The following is a 20164-nucleotide window of genomic DNA, read 5'->3' as shown; positions in this document are numbered from 1 at the left end:
AGGGTCTTCACGGCGGGAGCGGGGGAGAAGCAGCTCGTGGCTCGCCCCCCGGTCTGGGACGGCCGCCCGGCCGCACGCTCCCCGTGCCTATCAGTGGCCAGGTGCTTCACTGTCTGGTTCAAGAGCAGAACGCACGTGCGCCTGGATCGAGGCCACGTCCGCTGCGGGCTGCTGCTCGGGGAGACGTGGCAGGCGGAAGCGCACGTGGGTGCCCTCGCCCTCCCGGCTCTCCAGCTCCACCTGGCCTCCATGCAGCAGGAGGATGCCTCGCGAGAGGTACAGTCCCAGGCCCATGCCGCCGCGATCGTGGGGCGTCCCCGCATGGGCGCGGTAGAAGCGCTCGAAGATCCGCTCCCGCTGCTCCTCCGCGATGCCAATCCCCTCGTCCCGGATGGAGACCTCCACCTCTCCGTCCTCCACGGTGAGGGACACCTCCACGGGAGAGCCCGCGGCCGAGTAGCGCGCGGCGTTGTCCATCAGCTCGGTGAGCACCTGCTCCAGCCGCGTCCGATCGCCGAGCACCCACGCGTCCGGTCCCGGCCGCACGTGGAGCGGATGGCGCGGATGACGGGCGGCGGTGCTCGCGGCGGCGGCCTCCACCAACGCGCGCAGGCTCAGCTCCTTCTTCTCCAGATGCAACCGGCCGAGCTGGAGCTGCGAGGCATCCAGCAACGTGCGCACCACCCGGTCCATCCGGTCCGCGCCCACGCTGATGCCCTCGAGCTGCCGGCGCAGCGCGGGAGGCGGATGCGCCGTCCGGCAGGCGAGCTGGGCGAAGGACTTCATCACCGCCAGGGGCGTCTTCAGCTCGTGCGCGGCCATCTTCACGAACTCGCTCTGGAGCCGCTCCAGCTCGATGGCCTGGGTGATGTCGCGCCCCACCGCCACGGCGGCGATGACGTGGCCCGACTCGTCCTGGATGGGCGCGGCGTTCACCCGCAGGACGCGCCGCCGGTTCGGCGGGGGCAGGTTGACGACGAGGTCGGCGTCGTCCACCTGCTCGCCCCTCAAGGCCCGGGGGAGAGGCAGGGCGTCGAAGGCAAGCACCTGCCCCTCCAACCCCTGGGGGGTCTGCTCCTGGTACGCGGTGTCGAGGCGATGGCCCTCGCACGACGATTGCCCGAACAGCGCCAGCGCGGCCCGGTTGGCCAGGGTGACGTTTCCCCCGGCATCCACCACGATGACGGCTTCGACCATGCTCTCGATGATGGCCTGGAGCTCCGCCGAGCGCCGCTGGACCTGGGCGAGCAGCCGCCGCCGTTCCTCCTCCTGGCGCTGGCGCTCGGCGAGTGTGCGGACCAGGGCCCGGTTCCGCTCCGAGCGGGCCATGACCAGTCCGCTCGCTCCCAGCCCTACCCAGAGCATGAGGCCGAGGGCCACCACCAACCACCGCTGATGGCGCACGTTCTGGAAGAGCACGTCCTCCTTCGTCGAGGCGAACACCCGCCAGCCGGCAGTCGGGACGCTCACCTCGGTGGTTCGCCACCCCCGTTCCAACCCCTGCTCCCGCTCCCAGGTCCGCAGATCCTCGAGGCTGAGCTCGGCCAGACTCCGCACGGAGCGTCCCCGTGCCTGGGCCCAGGCGAGGAGCTCTTGTCCCCGCGGGTGCGCGATGAGCGCGCCGTGAGGGCTGACGAGCGAGAGGGTCTCCTCCGCTGGGGAGACATTGGCCTGACGGACCACCTCCCCAATCATGGGGAGGATGAGGTCCACGCTCACGATCCCGCGCGGCCGGCCTTCGTCATCGAAGAAGACCCGCGTCAGGCTCACGTACGTCTGATCCATGTCGAAGTAGGGCTCGGAGAGGACGATGCGCCCGCCCTGCTGCCACGTCTGCCGGTACCAGTCTTGCTCCGGGTAGTCGTAGGCGGACGTGGACCACTCGTAGGTGAGGATCTGGGGCCCTCCCTTTGGGTCCTGGTGGATGTAGGGGCCCATGTAGCGCATGCCGGGCGCGAACCGGCCGGGCGCGAACCACACTCCGAGCCCATAGACCACGTGCTTCGGGGCGGAGGGCAGCATCCGGCGGAGCAGCTCCTCGACCTCGTGCTGCTCCCGGAGGGGGCCGGTGAGCGAGGCCAGGGTGTCCAGGAGCTGCTCCGAGGCCCGGAGCTGGTACCGCAGCTCGGACGCGAGCTCGTGGGCGCGAGCGGCCTGCTGGGCAAGGGCCTCCTGCTCCTGGCCGTGACGAGCCCTCTGATCGAACATGACCAGGCCGGCGGTGAGCGCCACGCCCAATCCCACGATCAGCAGCAGGGCGAGCGGCCGGCGTGCGAACGCCTCGCGGCGGTACCCCTCCCGGTGTTCACCTCGTGGCGATGGAATCCCTCCGGCTCATCCATCATGGATGAGGGTCCGGGAGAGACCTGCCAAGAGGGCGGAGAGGGTGGCCCGTTCGCGCGCCCCGTGTGCGGGCGTCGGGGCTACCCCTCGTCGGCGATCCCGTACTCCTTGAGCTTCCGGCCCAGCGTGTTGCGGCCGATCTGCAGCACCTTCGACGCCGCGGTCCGGTTGCCTCTCACCGAGTCCAGCACCCGCAGGATGTGACGCTTCTCCACCTCGGCCAGCGGCAGCAACTCGCCGGTGCCGCCCTCGGCCACCGCCGCCTCACCGGACTCCACCGGGGCCGGCGGCGCGCCCACCCCCTTGGGCAGGGGCAGGTGCTCCTCGAGGATCTCCCCCTCGCACAGCACCACCGCGCTCTCGATGCAGTTCTCCAGCTCGCGCACGTTGCCCGGCCACCGGTAGCGCTTGAGCCGCTCCAGCGCCACCCCGCTCAGTCCCGGCAGCGGCAGCCGGTGCCGCTTCGCCGACGCCGCCATGAAGTGCCGCGCCAGCCGCTCGATGTCCTCACCCCCGCGCTCGCGCAAGGGCGGCAGCACCAGCTCCACCACCTTGATGCGGTAGTACAGGTCCTCCCGGAACTTCCCCTCCGCCACCATCTTCACCAGATCGCGATTGGTCGCCGCGACAATGCGCACGTCCACCTTGATCGTCTGCGTGCCGCCCACCCGCTCGAACTCCCGGTCCTGCAGCACCCGCAGCAGCTTGCCCTGCACCGGCAGCGGCAGCTCGCCAATCTCGTCGATGAACACCGTGCCGCCATCCGCCGCCTCGAACTTGCCCGGCATCCGGTGGTCCGCCCCCGTGAAGGCTCCCTTCTCGTGGCCAAACAGCTCGTTCTCGATCAGCGACGCGGGCAGCGCCGCGCAGTCCACCTTCACGAAGGGCTGATCCCTCCGGGGCCCGTTGACGTGCACCGCGCGCGCGAACAGCTCCTTGCCGCACCCGCTCTCGCCCCGCAGCAGCACCGTGGCGTCCGTGGGCGCCGCCTTCTGGATGAGCCGGTAGATGACCTTGAGCGGCTCGGACTCGCCGATGATCCGGTTGAAGAAGTAGCCCACCGGCGCCTGCGGCTGAGCCTTCGCCCGCTGCAGCTCCTGGTACAGGCTCGTGCTCTGCAGCGCGGAGCTCACCTGCACCGCGATGGCCATCAGCCGCTCCACGTCATCGTCCGTGAAGCGCCCGCCACCGCGCCGGTTGAGCACCTGCAGCACGCCGTAGATGGTGCCTTCCGAGTCGCGCAGCGGCACCGCGAGGATCGTCGTGGTGCGATAGCCCGTCAGCCTGTCGATGTCCGCGAAGAAGCGGCTCTCACCCCGCGCGTCCGGCATGTTCACCGGCTCGCCGTGCTCGGCCACGTAGCCGGCCACGCCCTGGCCCATCTTCACGCGGATCTGCGACACCTCGGGCAGGTGCGCCGCGCGCGAGAAGAGCTCGCCCCGCGCCGGGTCCAACAACCACAGCGTTCCCCGGTCCGCCTGCATCGTCACCGCGATGCGATCCATCAACGTCTGGAGGAACGCATCGAGATCGATCTCGCGCCCGACGAGCCCGCCGATCGGGAGCAGCACCTGACTGATGTCCGGGGAGTTGGCCATGACGGGCAGGGGGGGAAGCTCGAAGTCCGGGGGGACACTATCGCAGTGCGGGCCCATGTGCCCCTCCGGATCATGCGCAGGCGGCCCCGAGGATGATCCGCTTGCCCTCGCGCGCCGGCTCGGTGGCGGCGAAGTGGTTGCGGGCCTCCTCGGCCATGTTCTCCACCTGCTCGTCGTTGTGGGCCGGGTCATGGTGGAACAGGAACAGCCGCTGCGCGTTCACCGCCGAGGCCACCTGGGCGGCGTCCACCATGGTGGAGTGCCCCCATCCCTTCTTCGGGATGCCCTTCATCCCGTTGTACTCGTCCGGGGTGTACTGGGCGTCCAGGCACAGCGCGTCCGCGCCCTCCATCCACCGCGCCACCCGGGGGTCCAGCGTGGCCAGGGAGATCTCCATGTCCGTGGCGTAGACGAAGCTGTGGCCGTCCGCCTCCACCCGGTAGGCCAGGCACCCCTGGGGATGCGGCGCGTCGAAGGGCGTCACCCGGAAGGGCCCCACCTCCACCGTGCGTCCGTGCAGCGCCGAGCCGAACGTCATCCGCGAGCGCATGGTGGACAGCGGCACCGGGAAGTTAGGCGGCTCCATCTGCCTGGCCAGCACCGACTCGAGCGCCTGTGCCCCGTCCGTCCCCGGGCCGTACAGCGTCAGCTCCGTGGTGGGCAGGTAGCCCGGCGTGAAGAAGGGGAAGCCCTGCACATGATCCCAATGCAGGTGCGAGAAGAAGAGCGTGGCCTTCCGCGGGTCGCCCTCGCGCATCATCGCCTCGCCCAGCGCCCGGATGCCCGTGCCCGCGTCCAGAATGAGCCGGTGCCCCTGGCTCACCACCTCCAGGCACGAGGTGTTGCCCCCGATCCGCGCCGCGTGCGCCCCCGACACCGCGATGCTCCCCCGCACTCCGTAGAATCGCACTTCCATGGTCGCTCCTCCTCGAAGGGTGGGGCGGTCCAAGCGGGCCGCCCTTCCTCCCCTGGGCAGAGCAAAGACGTTGCCAACGGCAAATGGCCGGAATTGCTGGGAATCCAGGGGGGTGGGACAGATCGGCTGCCCCATTCCGGCGCACCTGGATGGAGCACTCGGTCCGATCCGGATCGCCCGGGAGTGCGCGGGTGGGTCGGGCATTGTGGGGCAATGGACACACATGGAAGACTCGGCGCGCCGCCTCTTGCGCGGCATGAGGGGGAACTCCCGCGTGTATCCCGATCGTTTCCGGCTGCCCCAGGTCACCGAGCACGTGCTGACGTGGCTGGAGCGGCGCCGGCCCGGGTTCGGAGCATGGGACGGCGAGGTGGAGGCGCAGCTGATGGCCGAGGCGCGGCTGGCGCTGGCCGACGTCTCCCGCCGTTTCGCCGAGGTGGCGGTGGATCCCGGCTACTGGGCGCGCCTGGAGCGCAGCATCTTCACGGTGGCGCTGCCGCGCTACTTCCAGCTGGCGCGCGAGCACCACGCGCTGCAGCGGGTCCGGTACGGGGTGTGGCGCGGGGGAGATCTGCTCTCGCGCGCGGTCTACACGGGGGCGGGCATCGCCGCGGCGGTGGTGGTGGCCATCACGGCGGTACCGGATTGGCTCGAGCCGCTGCCCTTCGCGCTCATCCTTTTCGGGCCCTTCCTGCCGGACATGCAGGAGTCCTTCTACGAGCGCCGCTACCGGCGGCAGCTCGCCACGCTGGTGCAGGACATGGGCGTGGAGCAGCAGCAACTCGAGACCTACCGGCCCCTGGACGAGCCCGTCCCGCCGGCCCTCGAGCCACTGTCCGAGCCGGAGTCCCCGGCGCGGAGCGGTGAGTCCTCTTCCAAGGAGAAGGTATGAGCAAGGCGGGAGATCAGATCCTCGGGGCCCTGAAGCAGCCCCGGATGCGGAAGCTCTGGCCCATCGGGGTGCTGCTGTTCGGTGGACTGTTCGCGTACAACGCGTGCACCGTCTACATCCGGCCGGCCGAGAGCGGGGTGAAGCAGGTCATCCTCGGTGGAGAGAAGGGCATCCGGGACACTGTGTACGGGCCGGGCCTGCACTGGGTGACGCCAGGGGCCGAGCGCATGCACCGCTTCCCCACGGACCTGCAGTTGCTGGAGATGGCGGACAACCCGGCCGAGGTGGGCGAGGGCGCCGATCATCGCGTGGTGCGGGCCATCCGGATCCAGACGTCCGAGGGCTACACGGTGTCCGCGGACGTCACGGTGCTCTACCGGATCGAGAACCCGTACAAGGTGATGACGCAGATTGGCCCGGGGCGGCTGTACGAGGACTCGGCGGTGATTCCACGCGCCGAGCAGGTGCTCCGCCGGACGCTGGGCGAGATGGACGCGGATGACTTCTACAAGGGAGACCGGCGCGACAAGGCGGTGGCGCAGGCGCAGAAGCTGCTGATCTCGGAGCTGGAGCCCAAGGGCATCAAGGTGACGCACGTGCTGCTGCGGCAGTACCGGTACGACTCGCGCTACCAGCAGGCCATTGAGCAGCGGAAGATCCAGGATCAGTCGGTCTTCAAGAACATGGCGGAGGCGGCGGCGGCGCAGGCCGAGGCGGAGAAGAACAAGATCATCGCGGTGGGCCAGGCCACGGTGCAGGTGGAGCTGTCGCGCGGAGACGCGGAGGTGGCCAAGCTGCGCTCGGAGGCGGAGCTGTACCGGCGCACGAAGGCGGCCGAGGGCGATCTGGTGGTGAAGCTGGCGAAGGCCAAGGGAATCGAGCTGGAGAACGCGGCGCTGCGCGGGGCGGGCAGCGAGAACATGGTGGGCCTGAAGATGGCGGACGTGCTGGGTGGCACGCAGGTCATCGTGGTGCCCACGGATGGCGAGGGCGGGGTGAACCCGTTGGATCTCAACGCGGCGCTCCGGCGCTTCGATGTGAAGGGGATGTGAGAGCCATGAAGCGCATGGACTTGAGGATGCTGGGGTTGTTCGTGCTGCTGGCGCTGCCGGTGGTGCAGGGGTGCGCGTGCCACTCGACGGAGGCGAACGAGGTGGGCGTGCTCACGCGGAAGTTCACGCTGATGGGCTCGCGGGGCGTGCAGCCGGAGACGTACGCGCCGGGCGCCACCTACTTCTTCTTCCCGCCGTTCTCCACGGACTGGGACACCTTCGAGACGAAGCTGCAGAACCTGCGGATGAGCGCGAAGGCCGATGGGGAGAAGGGCCGCACGGACGACATCGAGTTCAAGACGGTGGACGGCAACGACATCGCGGTGGACGTGACGGTGGCCTGGCGTATCGATCCGGCGAAGGCGCCGCACCTGATGCAGAAGGTGGGGCGCACGACGCTGGACGTGGAGAACCGGCTGGTGCGGCCGGCGACGCGGGCGCTGGTGCGCGACGCGTTGAACGTGCTGCGCTCGGAGGACTTCTACACGGCGGACAAGCGCTTCGCGGCGGCGGAGAGCGCGCGCAAGCTGCTGGAGGAGGCGCTCCTGCCCGAGGGCGTCATCGTGGAGCAGGTGATCTTGCAGGAGCACCGCTTCAACCCCGAGTACGAGAAGGTGATCCGCGAGAAGAAGCTGGCGGAGCAGACGGCGGAGAAGCTGCGCTCGGAGGCGCAGGCGGCGGCGGAGGAGGCCAAGCGCAATCTGGAGTCGGCCAAGGGCACGGTGTCGCAGAAGATCGCCCAGGCGCAGGGTGAGCTGGAGCAGACGAAGCTGGGGGCGGACGCGGAGCTGGTGCGGGCCACGAACGAGGCGACGGCGATCCTCAAGGAGGCCGAGGCGAAGTCGAAGGGTATCGCCAAGGAGAACGAGGCGATGGCGGGCGCGGGCGGCCGGACGATGGTGAAGATGCGCATCGCCGAGGCGCTGATGGGCAAGCAGATCATCTTCATGCCCAGCGGCGGGCGCAGCGGGGCCACGCTGCAGACCATGGACATGAACCAGATCCTCACCCAGTACGCGACGAGCAAGAGCACGCAGGCAGCGAGCAACGGGGAGTGAGCGACTACAACAACCATATTTAGAGGTCCTAACAGAACTGGCCAAGCGCCCGACGAACCCAATGGCGCGGTTGCTGGCGATGCGGTTTCGTTAGGATCTCTTCGTTCTACTTGGTCGCTTCGATCATTCTCCGAGGGAGATTTCCCCCGGGGAGATGCTTCGCTCCGAAAGGAAGTGACCTCGTCGTACTGGGATCGCTTAGAATATTAGCCCTCCGCGACGGCGATAAACAGCAGTTTATTTTCTCTCGACCCTTCACGCCAAAAGAAAAGCCATGAACTCTAAGCGCTACACAAACCCAACTGCCAATCAGAAAGTCTTAGAAGAGAAGATACAAGAATTCGAGGCGGAGTATCCATTTGGCAAGGCGCTTAGGAAATACCTCGACAGGGACAAAATCGAGATTGTCCGCGTAGAACGAGGCCAGCAACGACGATGGCACGTATTTGCATTTTTGCCAGAAACCATGCGTTCGATGTTCGACATCGAGCGTGAGTTACTCATTCTTTCAACAGACTACCCGCGCCTAGAGCCACGAATTTTAAGTGAGTTACAAGCCAATCTGAGAGATCATGCCAGAGTGGACGACGAAGTGGCTGTCTTGGTAAGTCCAGACGCGAAGGCAGATCGACTAGCCCGCCAGCGAGCAGGGGAGACAGCAATTCTAGCGCTCGATGCCCAAGCTCTCTCCAATCCGGATCAACCTAGCTTCCGCGAAGCGCTAGCCCACACGCTCGCAACTGTCGACCATTTCAACGTAACCACTCCCATTCGAGAGGCAAGTGCCTTTTTCGGAAGGCAACGGGATATTACGGAGGTTCGTCAATCCCTAGAGCAGGGGCAACACCTCGGAATATTTGGGCTACGCAAAGCAGGAAAGAGTTCCCTTCTCAATCGGGTCCAAGCGCTACTCACAGAACGTGGGTGGGCAGTTGTGGCTCTTGATCTAAATGAATTCTTCGGAACTCCACGCCGGTTTAAAACTGCCATTGTGAAAGGTTTTGCCTCTGAGGCCGAACGCCTCGGCGTCACACTTCCTCGACTAAAAATTACTGAGGATCGGCGTGGCGCAGACATCAATGAAAGCTGGTTGGACGACCTTGAGAAGATAGTTTTTGCGCTGAGTGAGTCTGCAGGACTCGCCCTGATTATCGATGAGATTGACTCGGCACTTCCAGCTCGGACACTCAGTGTAACTGCTCCTGTAGAGGATACGCTTGGTCTACTGAGAGCCCTCTCTCAGTTTCGAGCATTTGCCCAGCGCCTCCAAATGCATGGGAAGAATTATCCTGTCCTCCTGGGGGCTGGCGTCGATCCAGCGCTGTTCGAACAACCTAAAATCCGCGACTTGGCAAATCCGTTGTATCAGTTTTCCCGGCTCAAGTTCCTAGCGCCTCTTGATCGTGAAGAGCTTGCGGCAATGGTTCGTACGCTTGGCAAGCGAACTGGGATGCGATTCCGCGCTCATGAGTTGATCGACTCCCTTTATAATGAGTACGGCGGCCATCCACTGCTTTCTCGTCAAGCATGCTCTTTCGTGCATAAGCACCGCCCCAAGGATCAAGTGCCTTATCATGTCACGTCCGAGGATCTAGAGCGTGCCTTCACGGCAAGGGGACCCGATACACCGCTCTGGCACGCGCTTGATGTGCCAGAGAGTTTCGCTGAATGGTTTCCACAAGAGGCGAATTTACTCAACGAATACATAGCCAACACGCAGAACGCCAATTTGCGTAGTCGGCTTCAACACGCAATTGCCTACGGATTACTAAATGAGGATGGCACCGTCAGAATGCAGGCACTGAGGCGAGGCCCGCGTGTCACGTCTTGATCTCCCCAGCATTGATGCACTGGCAAGCACAATTGCAGAGCACTTGTCCGACGGCCATGTCGTCATTTTGCGTGGCCTGCCATCATCCGGGCGAACAACAACGATGGATATCGTTGCGGAAAAACTCAATTCGACTCTTGGGATCCAGGTGGAGAAAATCAACCCAAAAACATCTTCAGCCGAATTTGAAGCCGTTTTACCTAGGGCGATGAAAAGTGCGGAAAGTCTCGGTTTCTCGTCGATAGTAGTCGACGATTTCGGAGCGCTACTCCGATTGTCCCAGGGCGGTGTCTGGCAGGCTCGACTCAATAGCGTTTGTGTTGACGGGGCGCTGGCAAGGCATATTGGAGTTCTGCTCGTCTGTGGTCAGGGAGAGAATGTGTCGCGAACTGGCCTCAAGGGCTCGCCCTTGGCCGATGCCGCAAATCTATCCTTGCAAGTTCCCTGTCTAGCAGCAGCCGAGGTTGCTCTGTCATTGGAGGCAGAGGGCCTGTCTGACGAACAAACCAAGCAATTGGTTTCTAGATATGGGTGTCATCTTGGTTTACTGAGTAAGGCACAAAAGTCGCCAAATCTAGAAGTAGATACGGCCAGTTTGGAGCAGGCAATCCTCAAGTCTGTTTCGAAGTTAACTCTAGAGGGCGCTGAACGAATTCTGGATCTTGCGCGAAAGCCAACTCACAGTTTGGCAAGCATGCCCAGCGATCTTGGGCTCTCTTCATTGGTTTTCCATCCACAGCCAGGGCGGACTCAACTGGTGCCTGCATTGGAGCAGGCTGGAATCTCCAAACTGCTTATTGGTGGAGTCGACGCTTGGCCATCGGACTTTCACGAGTCGGTGAGAAGATTTAGGGCTCGTATCCATGGTGAATCAGAAGTTTTGTGGTTTGATCGTTATTTCGGCTCTGGCCTTCGCGATCTCATGAAATTTCTTGATGCGTTGGCGGATGGCTCAGAACGTCTTTCTCTGCGCTTGCTTGGCAGCGCTGCAGGCACTGATGACCTCCCCGATTATTTATTGCGGCTATTTCGCGCACGCCTATCCCATTGGAAAAACAAAGGCATGTCTGTCAGCTGGCGCTTGATCGCTCAAGAAGACTTTGTCGAAATGCACGACCGTCAACTCATCAGTCTTTCTAGAGTTGATGGCTATAATCTTCCCGCTTGCGATCGGATAACTGGGCATCAGCCAGTCGGAAACACCAACGATTCCTACCTCCCAAGGGCACCTGTCTCAAGAATACTCCTGGCCTGGGATAATTCTGTGTCGTTTATCTAATACGACCCGGGCACTTCCTCAGGGTGGTGCGAAATTCCGAGGGCAAATCAAAATTAGTGCGATCTCTCAAGGAGAGTCACTCCTTCCAGAGCATCTTCCACGGGTGCTTGCGCAGATCGGACAGCAGGGTCTTGAGGTCGTCGTACACCTGCTTGTCCTTCTGCAATGCACCTACCGTGCCCTCGCCGGCCTCGATGCGCGCGAGCAGCCGGTCCGCCTTCGCGGCCATCTGGTCGAGCTTCTCGCCCGCCGCCGTGTAGCGCTCCAGCGCCAGCTTCAGCCGCTCGCCATCCTTCGCGTCGAGCCCGCCCGTCACCATCGACAGTCCGTTGAGCGTCTTCGCCGCCGAGCCGGAGAGGCCGGGCAGCTCCCGCTTCATCAGCGCCGCCGTCTCCGCCGCATCGCCCAGCAGCCGCGCCCCCGTGCCCCCGGGCTGCATGGCCTCGCGCGTGACCTTCGCCAGCATCCGCAGGTCCTTCGCCGCCGCCGTCAGGTCTCCCGTCAGCGTCTTCAGGTCGCTCCGGTTGTCGCTCAGCACTCCGGCCAACGTGCCCGTCAGCTTCGACACGTTGGCCGCCAGGCTGCGCATTCCCTCCGGATCCTCCGCGAGCGCGCCGCTCGCCACGTCCAGGAAGGCCGAGAGCTGCTGCGCCACCAGATCCAACCGCGGCGCGTCCGTGCCCCGCAGCGTGCCTCCCGATGCGGGCAGGGGAGGGGAGGACGCGGAGCCCGGGTTCAGCTCCAGGTACGGCTCGCCCAGCGGCCCCACCGTGGCCACCGTCACCCGCGTGTCCTCCCGCAGTGCCACCAGCGCCTCGGGTTTCACCGAGAGCCCCATCCGCACCGGCAGCGGCCGGCCCTGCGCGTCCCTCCGGTCCGGCTCCAGGTGGATCTCCTCCACCCGGCCCACCACCACGCCCCCCAGCTTCACCGGCGCGCCCTTCGCCACGTTGCCCGTGTGGCTGAAGTCCACCGAGAGCACCGGCTCGCGGCCCAGCGTCAGCTCGCCCATCAGCCACAGCAGCCCGAGCACCCCCGCCAGCGCCGCCAGCACCAGCGCGCCCACCTTCATCTCCAAGCGACGCTCATCCATCCGATGCGCTCTCCATGAAGGGCGCCGTCAGGGCCCGTAGCTCCGGCTCCGAGGATGCCAGGAACGCCTCGGGTGTGCCCAGGAAGGCGCACCGTCCCCCGCCCACCACCAGCACCCGATCCGCCAGCGTCCGCAGCAGCCGGTAGTCGTGGGACACCACCAGCGCCCCCAGCCCTCGCGCCTTCACCGAGGCGAGCACCTCCTCCACCTGCGCCGCCGCCCTCCGGTCCAGCCCCGTGGTGGGCTCGTCCAGCAGCAGGTACTCCGGCCGCAGCGCCAGCGCCCGGGCGATGGCCGCCCGCTTCTTCGCTCCGGGCCCCAGCTCGGTGGGCAGCCGATCCGCCGCCGCTTCCAGCCCCACCTGGGCCAGCGCCTCGAGCACTGCCTCCGGCGACAGGCCCGGGGCCGCCATCGCCACGTTCTCCCGCAGCGTCCGCCAGTCCAGCAGCGCTGGGCCCTGCACCAGGTACGGCGCCCGCTGGCGCAGGGTCCGCAGGGCGCGCTCGGGCAGCGTGTCCACCCGCTCGCCGAGGAGCTCCACCCGGCCCGCCTCCGGCTTCAGCAGCCCCACCGCCAGCCGGCACAGCACGCTCTTGCCCGCGCCGCTCGCGCCGGCCACGAAGGTCAGCTCGCGCGTGGACAGCTCCGCGCTCAGGCCCGTCAGCACCCGCCGGCCGGACTCGAACGTCACCGCTACCTCGGAGAAGCGCAGCATTCCCGCTCACACCCCCAGCGCCTGGAAGCCGAGCGCCACCACGAAGGCGATCAGCAGGCAGCCGAAGCACGCCGCCACCACCCCGCGCGTGGTGGCCTCGCCCACCGCCTCGGCGCCTCCGCGTGCGGACAGGCCCGCCACCGCCGCCGCCAGCGGAATGTAGAGGCCGCAGCCCACCCCCTTCGCCAGCCCCGCCAGCACGTCCCAGCCGTCCACGAAGCGCGCGTCCATGAAGGCCGTTCCGTCCACCCCGAAGGCCCAGCTCGCCGTGGCCACCGCCGACAGCGTCGCCGCCATCGTCCCCACGATGCACAGCAGCGGCACCCCCACCAGCCCCGCCACCACCCTCGGCGCCACCAGGTCCGCGTACGGGTCCCCCGCCGACATCTCCAGCGCCTCCACCTGCTCGTTGACGCTCATGGTGGACAGCTCCGCGCTGTGGCTCGCCCCGCCGCGCGCCGCCGCCAGCAGCGCCGACACCACCGGGCCGAACTCGCGCACCAGCAGCTCGAAGTAGGGCGGGCCCACCACCGGCAGGTTCCCCGTCACCTTGCGCGCCTGGCTGTCCGCGAACGTCACCAGCACTGCCCCGAAGAAGCCCATCCCCGACATCACCAGCCACATGCTGCGCGTGCCCGTCTCGTACAGCTGGTGCAGGCACTCGCGCCAAGACAGCCCGTGGCGCACGCTCGCCCGCACCGTGCGCGCGAGCATCAAGGCCGGGGCTCCGATGAAGGCCAGGGGGTTCATGAAGGGGGCCGGGATGCTACCAGCCCCGCGCAAACCCTCGAAAGCATTGGTCCGCGAGCGGGAGGAGATCCTTTTCTGGGACGGTGGCGCGGTTGGACCGTCTTTTCATTGAATCCCGAGAATTCAGTGCTAGTCGACTGAGCAACCCCGCAGCCCTCCCAGAAGGCAGGAGTCATGAACCAGCGGTTTGGAGTCTTGGCCGTCTCCGTCATCCTCACCACGTCCCTCGCCGCGTGCGGTCCCGCCGAGGACGCCAGCGGTTCCCCCGAGCCCGTCGCACAGAGCGAAGAAGCGCTGTCGGGGGCGAACTGGACCGTCCTCCAGGCCAGCGGCCCGGCGCCGATCCGCAGCATCATCCGTCGCTCGGATGGGTGGCTGCTCGGCCCGCGCAGCAATGGACATGAGATCGAGGTCTGGGCGAGCAGCAACAACGGCGTGAGCTGGTTCCGCTACGGCTCCGTGGCCAACAACGCGGCCGTTGATTTCGGTGACGTGACGATGCTCCGCGTCCCCGGGACGACGACCATCTTCTGCGCCTTCCGCGAGTACAGCAACGGGCAGTTCCGCGTCACCGTCACCCGGAGCGACAACGACGGCAGCGGCTGGGTCTACGACAGCACCGTCGTCGGGCCCGTCTCCCGCTTCGTCGGCGCGCCGTTCCTCTTCATCCGCGGCAATGGTGACCTCCAAGTCTATTACGACTCCGAGGAGCTGGCCGCGGCGAAGGGCTATCCCGGCCACCAGTGGATCGCGATGCAGGGCCGCAACGGGAAGACCGGCCCGTGGACCGCGTACGGCGTCGTCACCGTGTCGCGGGAGACGGCGGCCGGAGCGGTGTCCCGCGAGGGAATGCCCACGGTGGTGCAGCTCGGCGGAGATCGCCTCATGGTCGTCAACGAGGGGGTCGAGCCCTTCACGACGGGGGGTGTCCGCGCCAACGTCGTCAATTCCATCCAGTCGTGGGACGGCGGGAGGACCTGGGACTACTCGCTGCGCCGCACCGTCTACCGGTCGTTCATCCACTCGGGCAGCGGGCGGCGCTACAACGCCTACGCGCCCTACGCCATCCGCGTGGGAAATGGCCCCGTGGGCGTCGCCTTCTGCACCGACGAGGACAAGGGCACGACGCCCGATCTCGCGAGCACGCCCCCGGATCAGCGGCAGTGCCACGTCGGGTACGTCAGCACGACCACGAACTTCGAGACCTGGTCGGGCACGAGCGCCATCTGGACCGGGAGCATCCGGAACTATGTGCCCGGCCTCTTCGAGCGGAGCCTCAATGACGTCATCGTGACCATCGATGCGTTCGCCGGAAACCAGCGCGTGATGCGCAGGCCGTGAGCCCGGCCTTAGACTCCGTCCATGCCCGGCGAATACCGCTTCTTCGTGGATGGACGCATCCCCGTGCTCAAGGTGCACGACGAGCCCCGGCCCGGACCGGCGGTGCTCGTCCTGCACGGGCTCGGCGCGAACGCCGATACCCAGCGCGGAGAGCTGAACGCGGTCGCCACCTGGGGCATGAGCGCCGTGGGCGTGGACGCTCCGCACCATGGGGCCCGGCGCGATGCGTGGCTCGATGAGATGGCGGGGCTCGGTCCGCCCGAGTCCCATGCCCGCCTGCTCCACGCCATCCGCGAGGCGGCCCACGATGTCTCACGGGTCATCGACCATGTGGTTGCCGAGGGCCACGGGCCGATCGGGCTCGCGGGCATCTCGTTCGGCGCGTACACGGCGCTGACCGTGGCGGCCAATGACTCGCGGGTGCGCGCCACCGTGTCCATCCTCGGCTCGCCGGACTGGACTCCCCGCGAGGGGCCCATCACCGAGGAGATCCGCGAGCTGATGCACCACGCACCGGTCCACCGTCCGTGGGACTGCGCGCGCCACCCGGTGTTCCTGATCAACGCGGGACGGGACGGCATCGTCCCGCCGCACTGGGCCCGCGACTTCGCCCGGACCGTCTGGGCGTGGCATCCCGGGTTGCACGTCGAGCACTACGAGTACCCGGAGTCGGATCACATGATGCGCCAGGAGGATTGGGACGATGCCTGGCGCAGGTCGCTCGGCTTCCTGCGGCGGAACCTCTACGGGGAGTGACCGGGCCTTCAGGCCGGAATGATCTTCCTGGCCTTGAGGCGGTTCATCAGCTTCACGAGCTCCTCGCCCGTATCGAGGTGCATCTCGTGGAAGCCGAAGCGGCGGGCCTTGTTCACGTCGAAGAAGGCATCGTTCTCGACGTTGAAGATGAAGTCGCCGAACGGCCAGGTGGCGAGCTCCTTCAGGGAGTGCTGCGCGAGGCCGTGTTTGCGCACCATCCGCTCCCAGACCTCCGCCTTGTCCTGCATGGCCTCGGTGAGCGAGAAGGTCTGGGGCTCGACGCAGGCGATGCCGAAGGACTCGGCGACCTTGGGGAAGATCTGGCTCCAGCGGAACACGTCCCCGTTGGTGATGTTGAAGATCTCGCCGTAGCACGCCTCGTTGAGTGCGGCCCATTCCATGGCCTTCGCGAAGAGGGTGGCGTCGGTGACGTTGGCGAGGATGGACCAGGCCTTGGGGCTCCCGGGAAAGCGCAGCGGGATGCCGAGCTCCTTGCACAGTGACGCATAGACGGCGATCAGGTTGCCGAGGTTCATCGGGTTGCCGACCGCGAAGCCGAAGACGATGTCGGGACGCAGGGAGGTCCAGCTCCAGCGCTTGCCTTTCGAGGCGTCGCGCAGGTAGTCCTCCTGGCCGTAGTAGAAGTTCGGCCCGAAGTGCCGGGGGTCCGTCTCCTTCGCCGGCGTCTTGTACATCCCCAGGTGCGCGCCGTACGCCTTGCCGCCCTGGATGAAGGTGATGTGGCGGAACCCGCCCGCGGCCTTCTCCACCGCCTCGACGATATTCCTCAGCATGCCGACGTTGTATTTCGACTGGTCGGCGGTGTTGGGGTGCTCCTGATACGCGGCGTAGAAGATGTGCGTGACGTCCTTCAGCCAATCGGACGCCGCCGCGATGGCCTCCGGGTTGAGCAGATCGATGGAGCGCAGGTCCGCCTTCGTCTCGAAGCCTGGCGCGCGCCGGGCAATGGCCTTCACCTTCCAGGCCTCCCGCTGATCCAGATACTCGAGCAGGTTGCGTCCGATGATGCCGCTGGCACCGAGCACCAGCGCCGTGTGCTTCGCCGTCATTCTCGCCTCCCTCGCGCGCAAGAGGCCGCGGACTGTACCGCTCCGCCGGACCGGCCGCCGCCATTCACGTGGAGCACCGAGCCACTGATGAACGGCCAACAGCCGGATTCAGCTCAGCCACATGGCCAGCGTGGTGGTGAGCAGGAAATCCAGCAGGAAGATGGCGCCGCACCCGTGCACCACCGCGCCCGCCGCCGCCTGGCCCACTGCCCGCGCGCCCCCGCGGGCTCTCAGCCCCACCGCCGTGGACACCAGGGCAATCGCCAACCCGAAGGCGCTCGCCTTCACCATGCCGCCCACCACGTCCGTCGCGTGCAGCATCTGCTCGAAGCTGCCGAAGAAGGCCCGCACCGGCAGCCCCAGCGTGAAGAAGGCCGCCACCGCCTCGAACAGCACCGCCACCAGGAAGGTGAGGGCGGACAGGCTCGCCACGCTCACCGTCATCGCCACCACGCGCGGCGCCACCAGCACCGCGAACGGATCCAATCCAATTCCGCGCAGGCCCTCGAGCTGACCGCCCACCTGCATCGTCGCCAGCTCCGCCGCGTTGCGCGCCCCCAGCCGCGCCGCCATCACCAGCCCCAGCAGCAGCGGGCCGAACTCCCACAGCACCGCGTACCCCGCCGCCCATCCGAGGATCGCCCTCGCCCCGAAGCGCTCCACGTACAGCGACGTCTGCACCACCACCGTCGCCCCCGTCAGCGCCGCCGTCGCCAGTGCCAGGGGCAGCGAGCCCCAGCCGAACTGCACCAGCCCGCGCAGCAGCTCGCGGCGATCCATCCGCGCCAGCCCCAGCACCGTGCGCGCCAGCACCAGCGCCACCGTCCCCACGCCGCGCACCGCGCCCAGCGTCTCCTGTCCGAGCCACGTCAGCGCCGCCGTCATGCGAGCGCCTCGTCCGTCCGCGTCTCCACCTCGGGGGCTGGTGGGCCGTCGTGGACGAGCCGTCCCTCGCGCAGGTACAGCCAGCGGGGGAGGGGGAGCTCCGGCGGCACCTCGGGCGCGGCGACCACCAGCGAGCCACTCCCAGCCACCTCCAGCAGCACCCGCGCCACCTGCCGCGCCGTGCCTGGATCCAACCCCGCGAAGGGATCGTCCGCCAGCAGCACCGAGGGGCTCGCCGCCAGCGCCCGCGCGATGCCGGCCCGCTTGCGCATGCCTCCGGACAGCCGCTCGGGCAGGGTGTCCGCGGCCTCCGCGAGGCCCACCGCGCGCAGCACCTCGTCCGCGCGCGCCTCCGCCTCCTCGCGAGGTACCCGCCGGCGCTCCAGGGGCAGCAGCACGTTGCGGCGCACCGTCAGCGAGTCGAACAGCGCATCCGTCTGGAACACCATGCCGAACGCCGCCTGGCGCGCGCGCTTCTCCGCGGGCGCCATCCGGGCCACGTCCTCGCCATTCCAGAGCACCTGTCCGCTGGCCGGAGTCACCAGCCCCGCGAGGGCCTTGAGCAGCGCCGTCTTGCCCGCGCCCGAGCGCCCGAGGACGAGCACCCGGCTGCCGGGCGGAAGGGAGCACGTCACCTCCTGAAGGAGAAACCGTCCGCCCTGCCGGATCGACAGCCTGTCCGCGCGCAGCTCCATGTCACCCCGGGCTCAGGGCGCGCCCCAGCGCACCAGTGCACCACCCTGTCCCGCGGCCCACTGCTCCCGGGGGCTGATGGCATCGAGCGACAGGAGCACGTGGCTCTGCGGGTAGGGCTCGCTCCAGGCCGTGCCGTCGAAGCGGTGGAGGAACGTGCCGCTCTTGTTGGAGAGCACGTAGACGGCGCTGGGGTGGAAGGCCGCCACGTCCAGCAGATCCGGCGCGCCCGCGGGGGACGGCAGCTTGCGCCACGTGCCCTCCTTGCGCTCGAGCACCAGGCCGTCATCGCCCACCGCGTAGGCCAGCGCCCCGTCCACCACGGAAACGCCGCGCAGGTAGACCGTGTCCAGGCCCTCGGGCAGCTCCTCGCGAATCCACTGATCCGCGAACGCGAGGAAGCGGAAGGCGCGGGGCAGGGGGACGCCGCCGGGCCGGAAGTCCTCGGCCCCCACGGCCAGCAGTGTGTCCGGGCCCAGGCCGTGCACGCTCCGCAGGTTCGCCGCCAGCTGATCCACCACCATCGGGGCGCCGCTCGACGTCTCCCGCCACTCCCAGCGCACCACGTGGCCGCTGCTCGTCACCGCGTACACCGTGGTGGTGCCGCTCCGCTCGAAGCCGACGATCCCGGTGACGGTGCCCGGCACTCCGCTCACCAGGCCCATGGTGCAACCGGAGCTGTCGGGCAGGGCGGTGGCGAGCGTGCCCAGCGCCGTGCCGACGAAGACGCGCCCGTCGCTCGGCCTCGCCCAGGCCGCCTTCCAGTCACTCGAGGTACCGCACACCCCCGTGGCGTCCGTCACCGAGGAGCCGCTCACGTGCGCGAGCCAGCCGTCCGCGCCCGCGAGCCACGCCTTCCCCGGCGCGTACGTCGTCACCGCCTCCCACGCCGTGGTCCAGAGGGTCCGCGTCGTCCAGGCGCTCGTCGCGCAGACGCCCCCCTCGTCGGCGAGGCCGTCGCAGTCGTTGTCCAGCCGGTCGCACACCTCGGTGCCGCCGCGGAAGCGCGAGGTGTCATCGCAGTCATCCGCGACGGACTTCGCGCCCGCGGGCGCCTCGCAGGACAGGGCCGCCACCGTGCCGGCGCGCCCGTCTCCGTCTCCGTCCGCGTACCACGTCACCGGCGTCTCCGCGCTGTCGCATGCCACGCCGGAGCCACCCTCGCCGCACACCCGCGTGCCCGCGCAGCCGAGCTCCGTCTTGCACGCGGAGCCCAGGAGGAACTGCTCGTCCTCGCTGCCGTTGCAGTTGTCGTCCTTCCCGTCGCAGCGCAGCTCGAACGCGGCCGGGTGCACCGTGGCGTCGGTGTCGTCGCAGTCCCCGGGCTCCAGCGCCGTGCCCGCGGGCCGCGTGCAGGCCATCACCACCCGGGAGAGGTCTCCGTGCCCGTCGCCGTCCGCGTCCACGTAGTAGCCGCGCTTGCCGGTGGCGTCCTCCTCGTCGCCGGAGCAGTTGCTGTCCTTGCCGTCGCACGTCTCCGGGGCCCCGGGGTGCACGGCGGCGTCGGTGTCATCGCAGTCCGTGCCCTTGCCGGACGCGCTCGCCGCGACGAAGCCGTCCGCGTCCAGGTCCTCCGCGCGCAGATCCAGGTACACCGCCGTGGTGCCGCTGGTGGGGACTTCCACCGTCCGCGAGCTCGTGGCCACCACCGGCCCCGAGCACGAGCCCTCGTGCGCGCTGGCGAGCACCTGCAGGCGGCGGCTCCAGTCCGGCTTGCGGAACACCGCCACCGTCTTGGCGTCGCTGGTGCGATCCTCCACCGTGAGTTGCTGCGTCTCGGTGCGGCTCACATCCGCTTCGTCCAGTGCCGTCACAGTCAGGCAGCCGGGGTGGAACGTGGCGTAGAAGATTTCCACACGCACGGCGCCCGCACCGGCCTCCTCCCCGCGACA

17 protein-coding genes are annotated in these 20164 nt (G+C 67.7%); 7 read left to right on the top strand and 10 right to left on the bottom strand.

The genetic code is table 11. The features are described from left to right. Positions 1-90: 90 nt before the first annotated feature. The 3 genes from NR798_RS25555 to NR798_RS25545 all read right to left on the bottom strand — a co-directional run bounded on the left by NR798_RS25555 (position 91) and on the right by NR798_RS25545 (position 4857). A complete protein-coding gene (locus NR798_RS25555; protein ID WP_375765104.1) occupies positions 91-2232 on the bottom strand; it encodes an ATP-binding protein in 2142 nt (713 codons plus the stop codon). 191 nt (positions 2233-2423) lie between these two features. Continuing rightward, a complete protein-coding gene (locus NR798_RS25550) occupies positions 2424-3998 on the bottom strand; it encodes a sigma 54-interacting transcriptional regulator (protein ID WP_375765103.1) in 1575 nt (524 codons plus the stop codon). Positions 3999-4011: 13 nt separating this feature from the next. Beyond that, positions 4012-4857: an MBL fold metallo-hydrolase gene (locus NR798_RS25545; RefSeq protein WP_375765102.1), complete on the bottom strand. Its 846-nt coding sequence runs from the start codon at positions 4855-4857 to the stop codon at positions 4012-4014. Positions 4858-5131: 274 nt separating this feature from the next. On the opposite strand from NR798_RS25545, the gene NR798_RS25540 reads away from it, so the two are divergent. From NR798_RS25540 to NR798_RS25520, 5 genes are all read left to right on the top strand, one after another. After that, positions 5132-5749, top strand: a complete 618-nt coding sequence (locus NR798_RS25540; RefSeq protein WP_375765101.1) for a hypothetical protein — start codon at positions 5132-5134, stop codon at positions 5747-5749. Continuing rightward, positions 5746-6801, top strand: coding sequence for an SPFH domain-containing protein (locus NR798_RS25535; protein WP_375765100.1), 1056 nt, complete (start codon positions 5746-5748; stop codon positions 6799-6801). The genes NR798_RS25540 and NR798_RS25535 overlap by 4 nt, the downstream gene beginning before the upstream one ends. A 5-nt stretch (positions 6802-6806) precedes the next feature. Next, positions 6807-7859 (top strand): prohibitin family protein, encoded by a 1053-nt coding sequence (locus tag NR798_RS25530; protein WP_375765099.1) that lies wholly within the window; start codon positions 6807-6809, stop codon positions 7857-7859. Positions 7860-8133: 274 nt separating this feature from the next. Further along, the gene (locus tag NR798_RS25525; protein WP_375765098.1) at positions 8134-9690 is read left to right on the top strand and encodes a hypothetical protein; all 1557 of its coding nucleotides are present in this window, start codon (positions 8134-8136) and stop codon (positions 9688-9690) included. Beyond that, entirely contained in the window at positions 9677-10969 is a 1293-nt protein-coding gene (locus tag NR798_RS25520) for a hypothetical protein (RefSeq protein ID WP_375765097.1), read from the top strand. The genes NR798_RS25525 and NR798_RS25520 overlap by 14 nt, the downstream gene beginning before the upstream one ends. Positions 10970-11045: 76 nt before the next feature. On the opposite strand, the gene NR798_RS25515 is transcribed toward NR798_RS25520, so the two are convergent. From NR798_RS25515 to NR798_RS25505, 3 genes are read right to left on the bottom strand one after another with little or no spacing between them, the layout of a single operon-like run. Then, positions 11046-12062, bottom strand: a complete 1017-nt coding sequence (locus tag NR798_RS25515; protein WP_375765096.1) for an MlaD family protein — start codon at positions 12060-12062, stop codon at positions 11046-11048. Then, the gene (locus tag NR798_RS25510; RefSeq protein ID WP_375765095.1) at positions 12055-12777 is read right to left on the bottom strand and encodes an ATP-binding cassette domain-containing protein; all 723 of its coding nucleotides are present in this window, start codon (positions 12775-12777) and stop codon (positions 12055-12057) included. Before NR798_RS25510 ends, NR798_RS25515 begins: the two co-directional genes overlap by 8 nt. 6 nt (positions 12778-12783) lie before the next feature. After that, positions 12784-13527 carry an MlaE family ABC transporter permease gene (locus NR798_RS25505; protein ID WP_375765094.1) on the bottom strand — a complete coding sequence of 248 codons (744 nt, stop codon included), beginning with the start codon at positions 13525-13527 and terminating at the stop codon, positions 12784-12786. Positions 13528-13701: 174 nt separating this feature from the next. Here NR798_RS25505 and NR798_RS25500 point away from each other — a divergent pair, with 174 nt between their 5' ends. Beyond that, positions 13702-14868 (top strand): phage capsid protein, encoded by a 1167-nt coding sequence (locus tag NR798_RS25500; protein ID WP_375765093.1) that lies wholly within the window; start codon positions 13702-13704, stop codon positions 14866-14868. 21 nt (positions 14869-14889) lie between these two features. Continuing rightward, positions 14890-15624 carry an alpha/beta hydrolase family protein gene (locus NR798_RS25495; protein WP_375765092.1) on the top strand — a complete coding sequence of 245 codons (735 nt, stop codon included), beginning with the start codon at positions 14890-14892 and terminating at the stop codon, positions 15622-15624. Between the two features lie 8 nt (positions 15625-15632). Here NR798_RS25495 and NR798_RS25490 read toward each other — a convergent pair whose 3' ends face one another. From NR798_RS25490 to NR798_RS25475, 4 genes are all read right to left on the bottom strand, one after another. After that, positions 15633-16694: an SDR family oxidoreductase gene (locus NR798_RS25490; RefSeq protein WP_375765091.1), complete on the bottom strand. Its 1062-nt coding sequence runs from the start codon at positions 16692-16694 to the stop codon at positions 15633-15635. A gap of 108 nt (positions 16695-16802) precedes the next feature. Then, positions 16803-17579, bottom strand: a complete 777-nt coding sequence (locus NR798_RS25485; RefSeq protein WP_375765090.1) for an MlaE family ABC transporter permease — start codon at positions 17577-17579, stop codon at positions 16803-16805. Further along, positions 17576-18274, bottom strand: coding sequence for an ABC transporter ATP-binding protein (locus tag NR798_RS25480; protein ID WP_375765089.1), 699 nt, complete (start codon positions 18272-18274; stop codon positions 17576-17578). Before NR798_RS25480 ends, NR798_RS25485 begins: the two co-directional genes overlap by 4 nt. 12 nt (positions 18275-18286) lie before the next feature. Beyond that, positions 18287-20134 (bottom strand): MopE-related protein, encoded by a 1848-nt coding sequence (locus tag NR798_RS25475; RefSeq protein ID WP_375765088.1) that lies wholly within the window; start codon positions 20132-20134, stop codon positions 18287-18289. Between the last annotated feature and the right edge of the window lie 30 nt (positions 20135-20164).

The sequence above is a fragment of the Archangium gephyra genome (genome assembly GCF_042230915.1).
In the GTDB taxonomy this organism is placed as follows: domain Bacteria; phylum Myxococcota; class Myxococcia; order Myxococcales; family Myxococcaceae; genus Archangium; species Archangium gephyra_B.
Note: the sequence above shows the minus strand (reverse complement) of the source record. Positions and strands in the feature narration are given on the sequence as shown.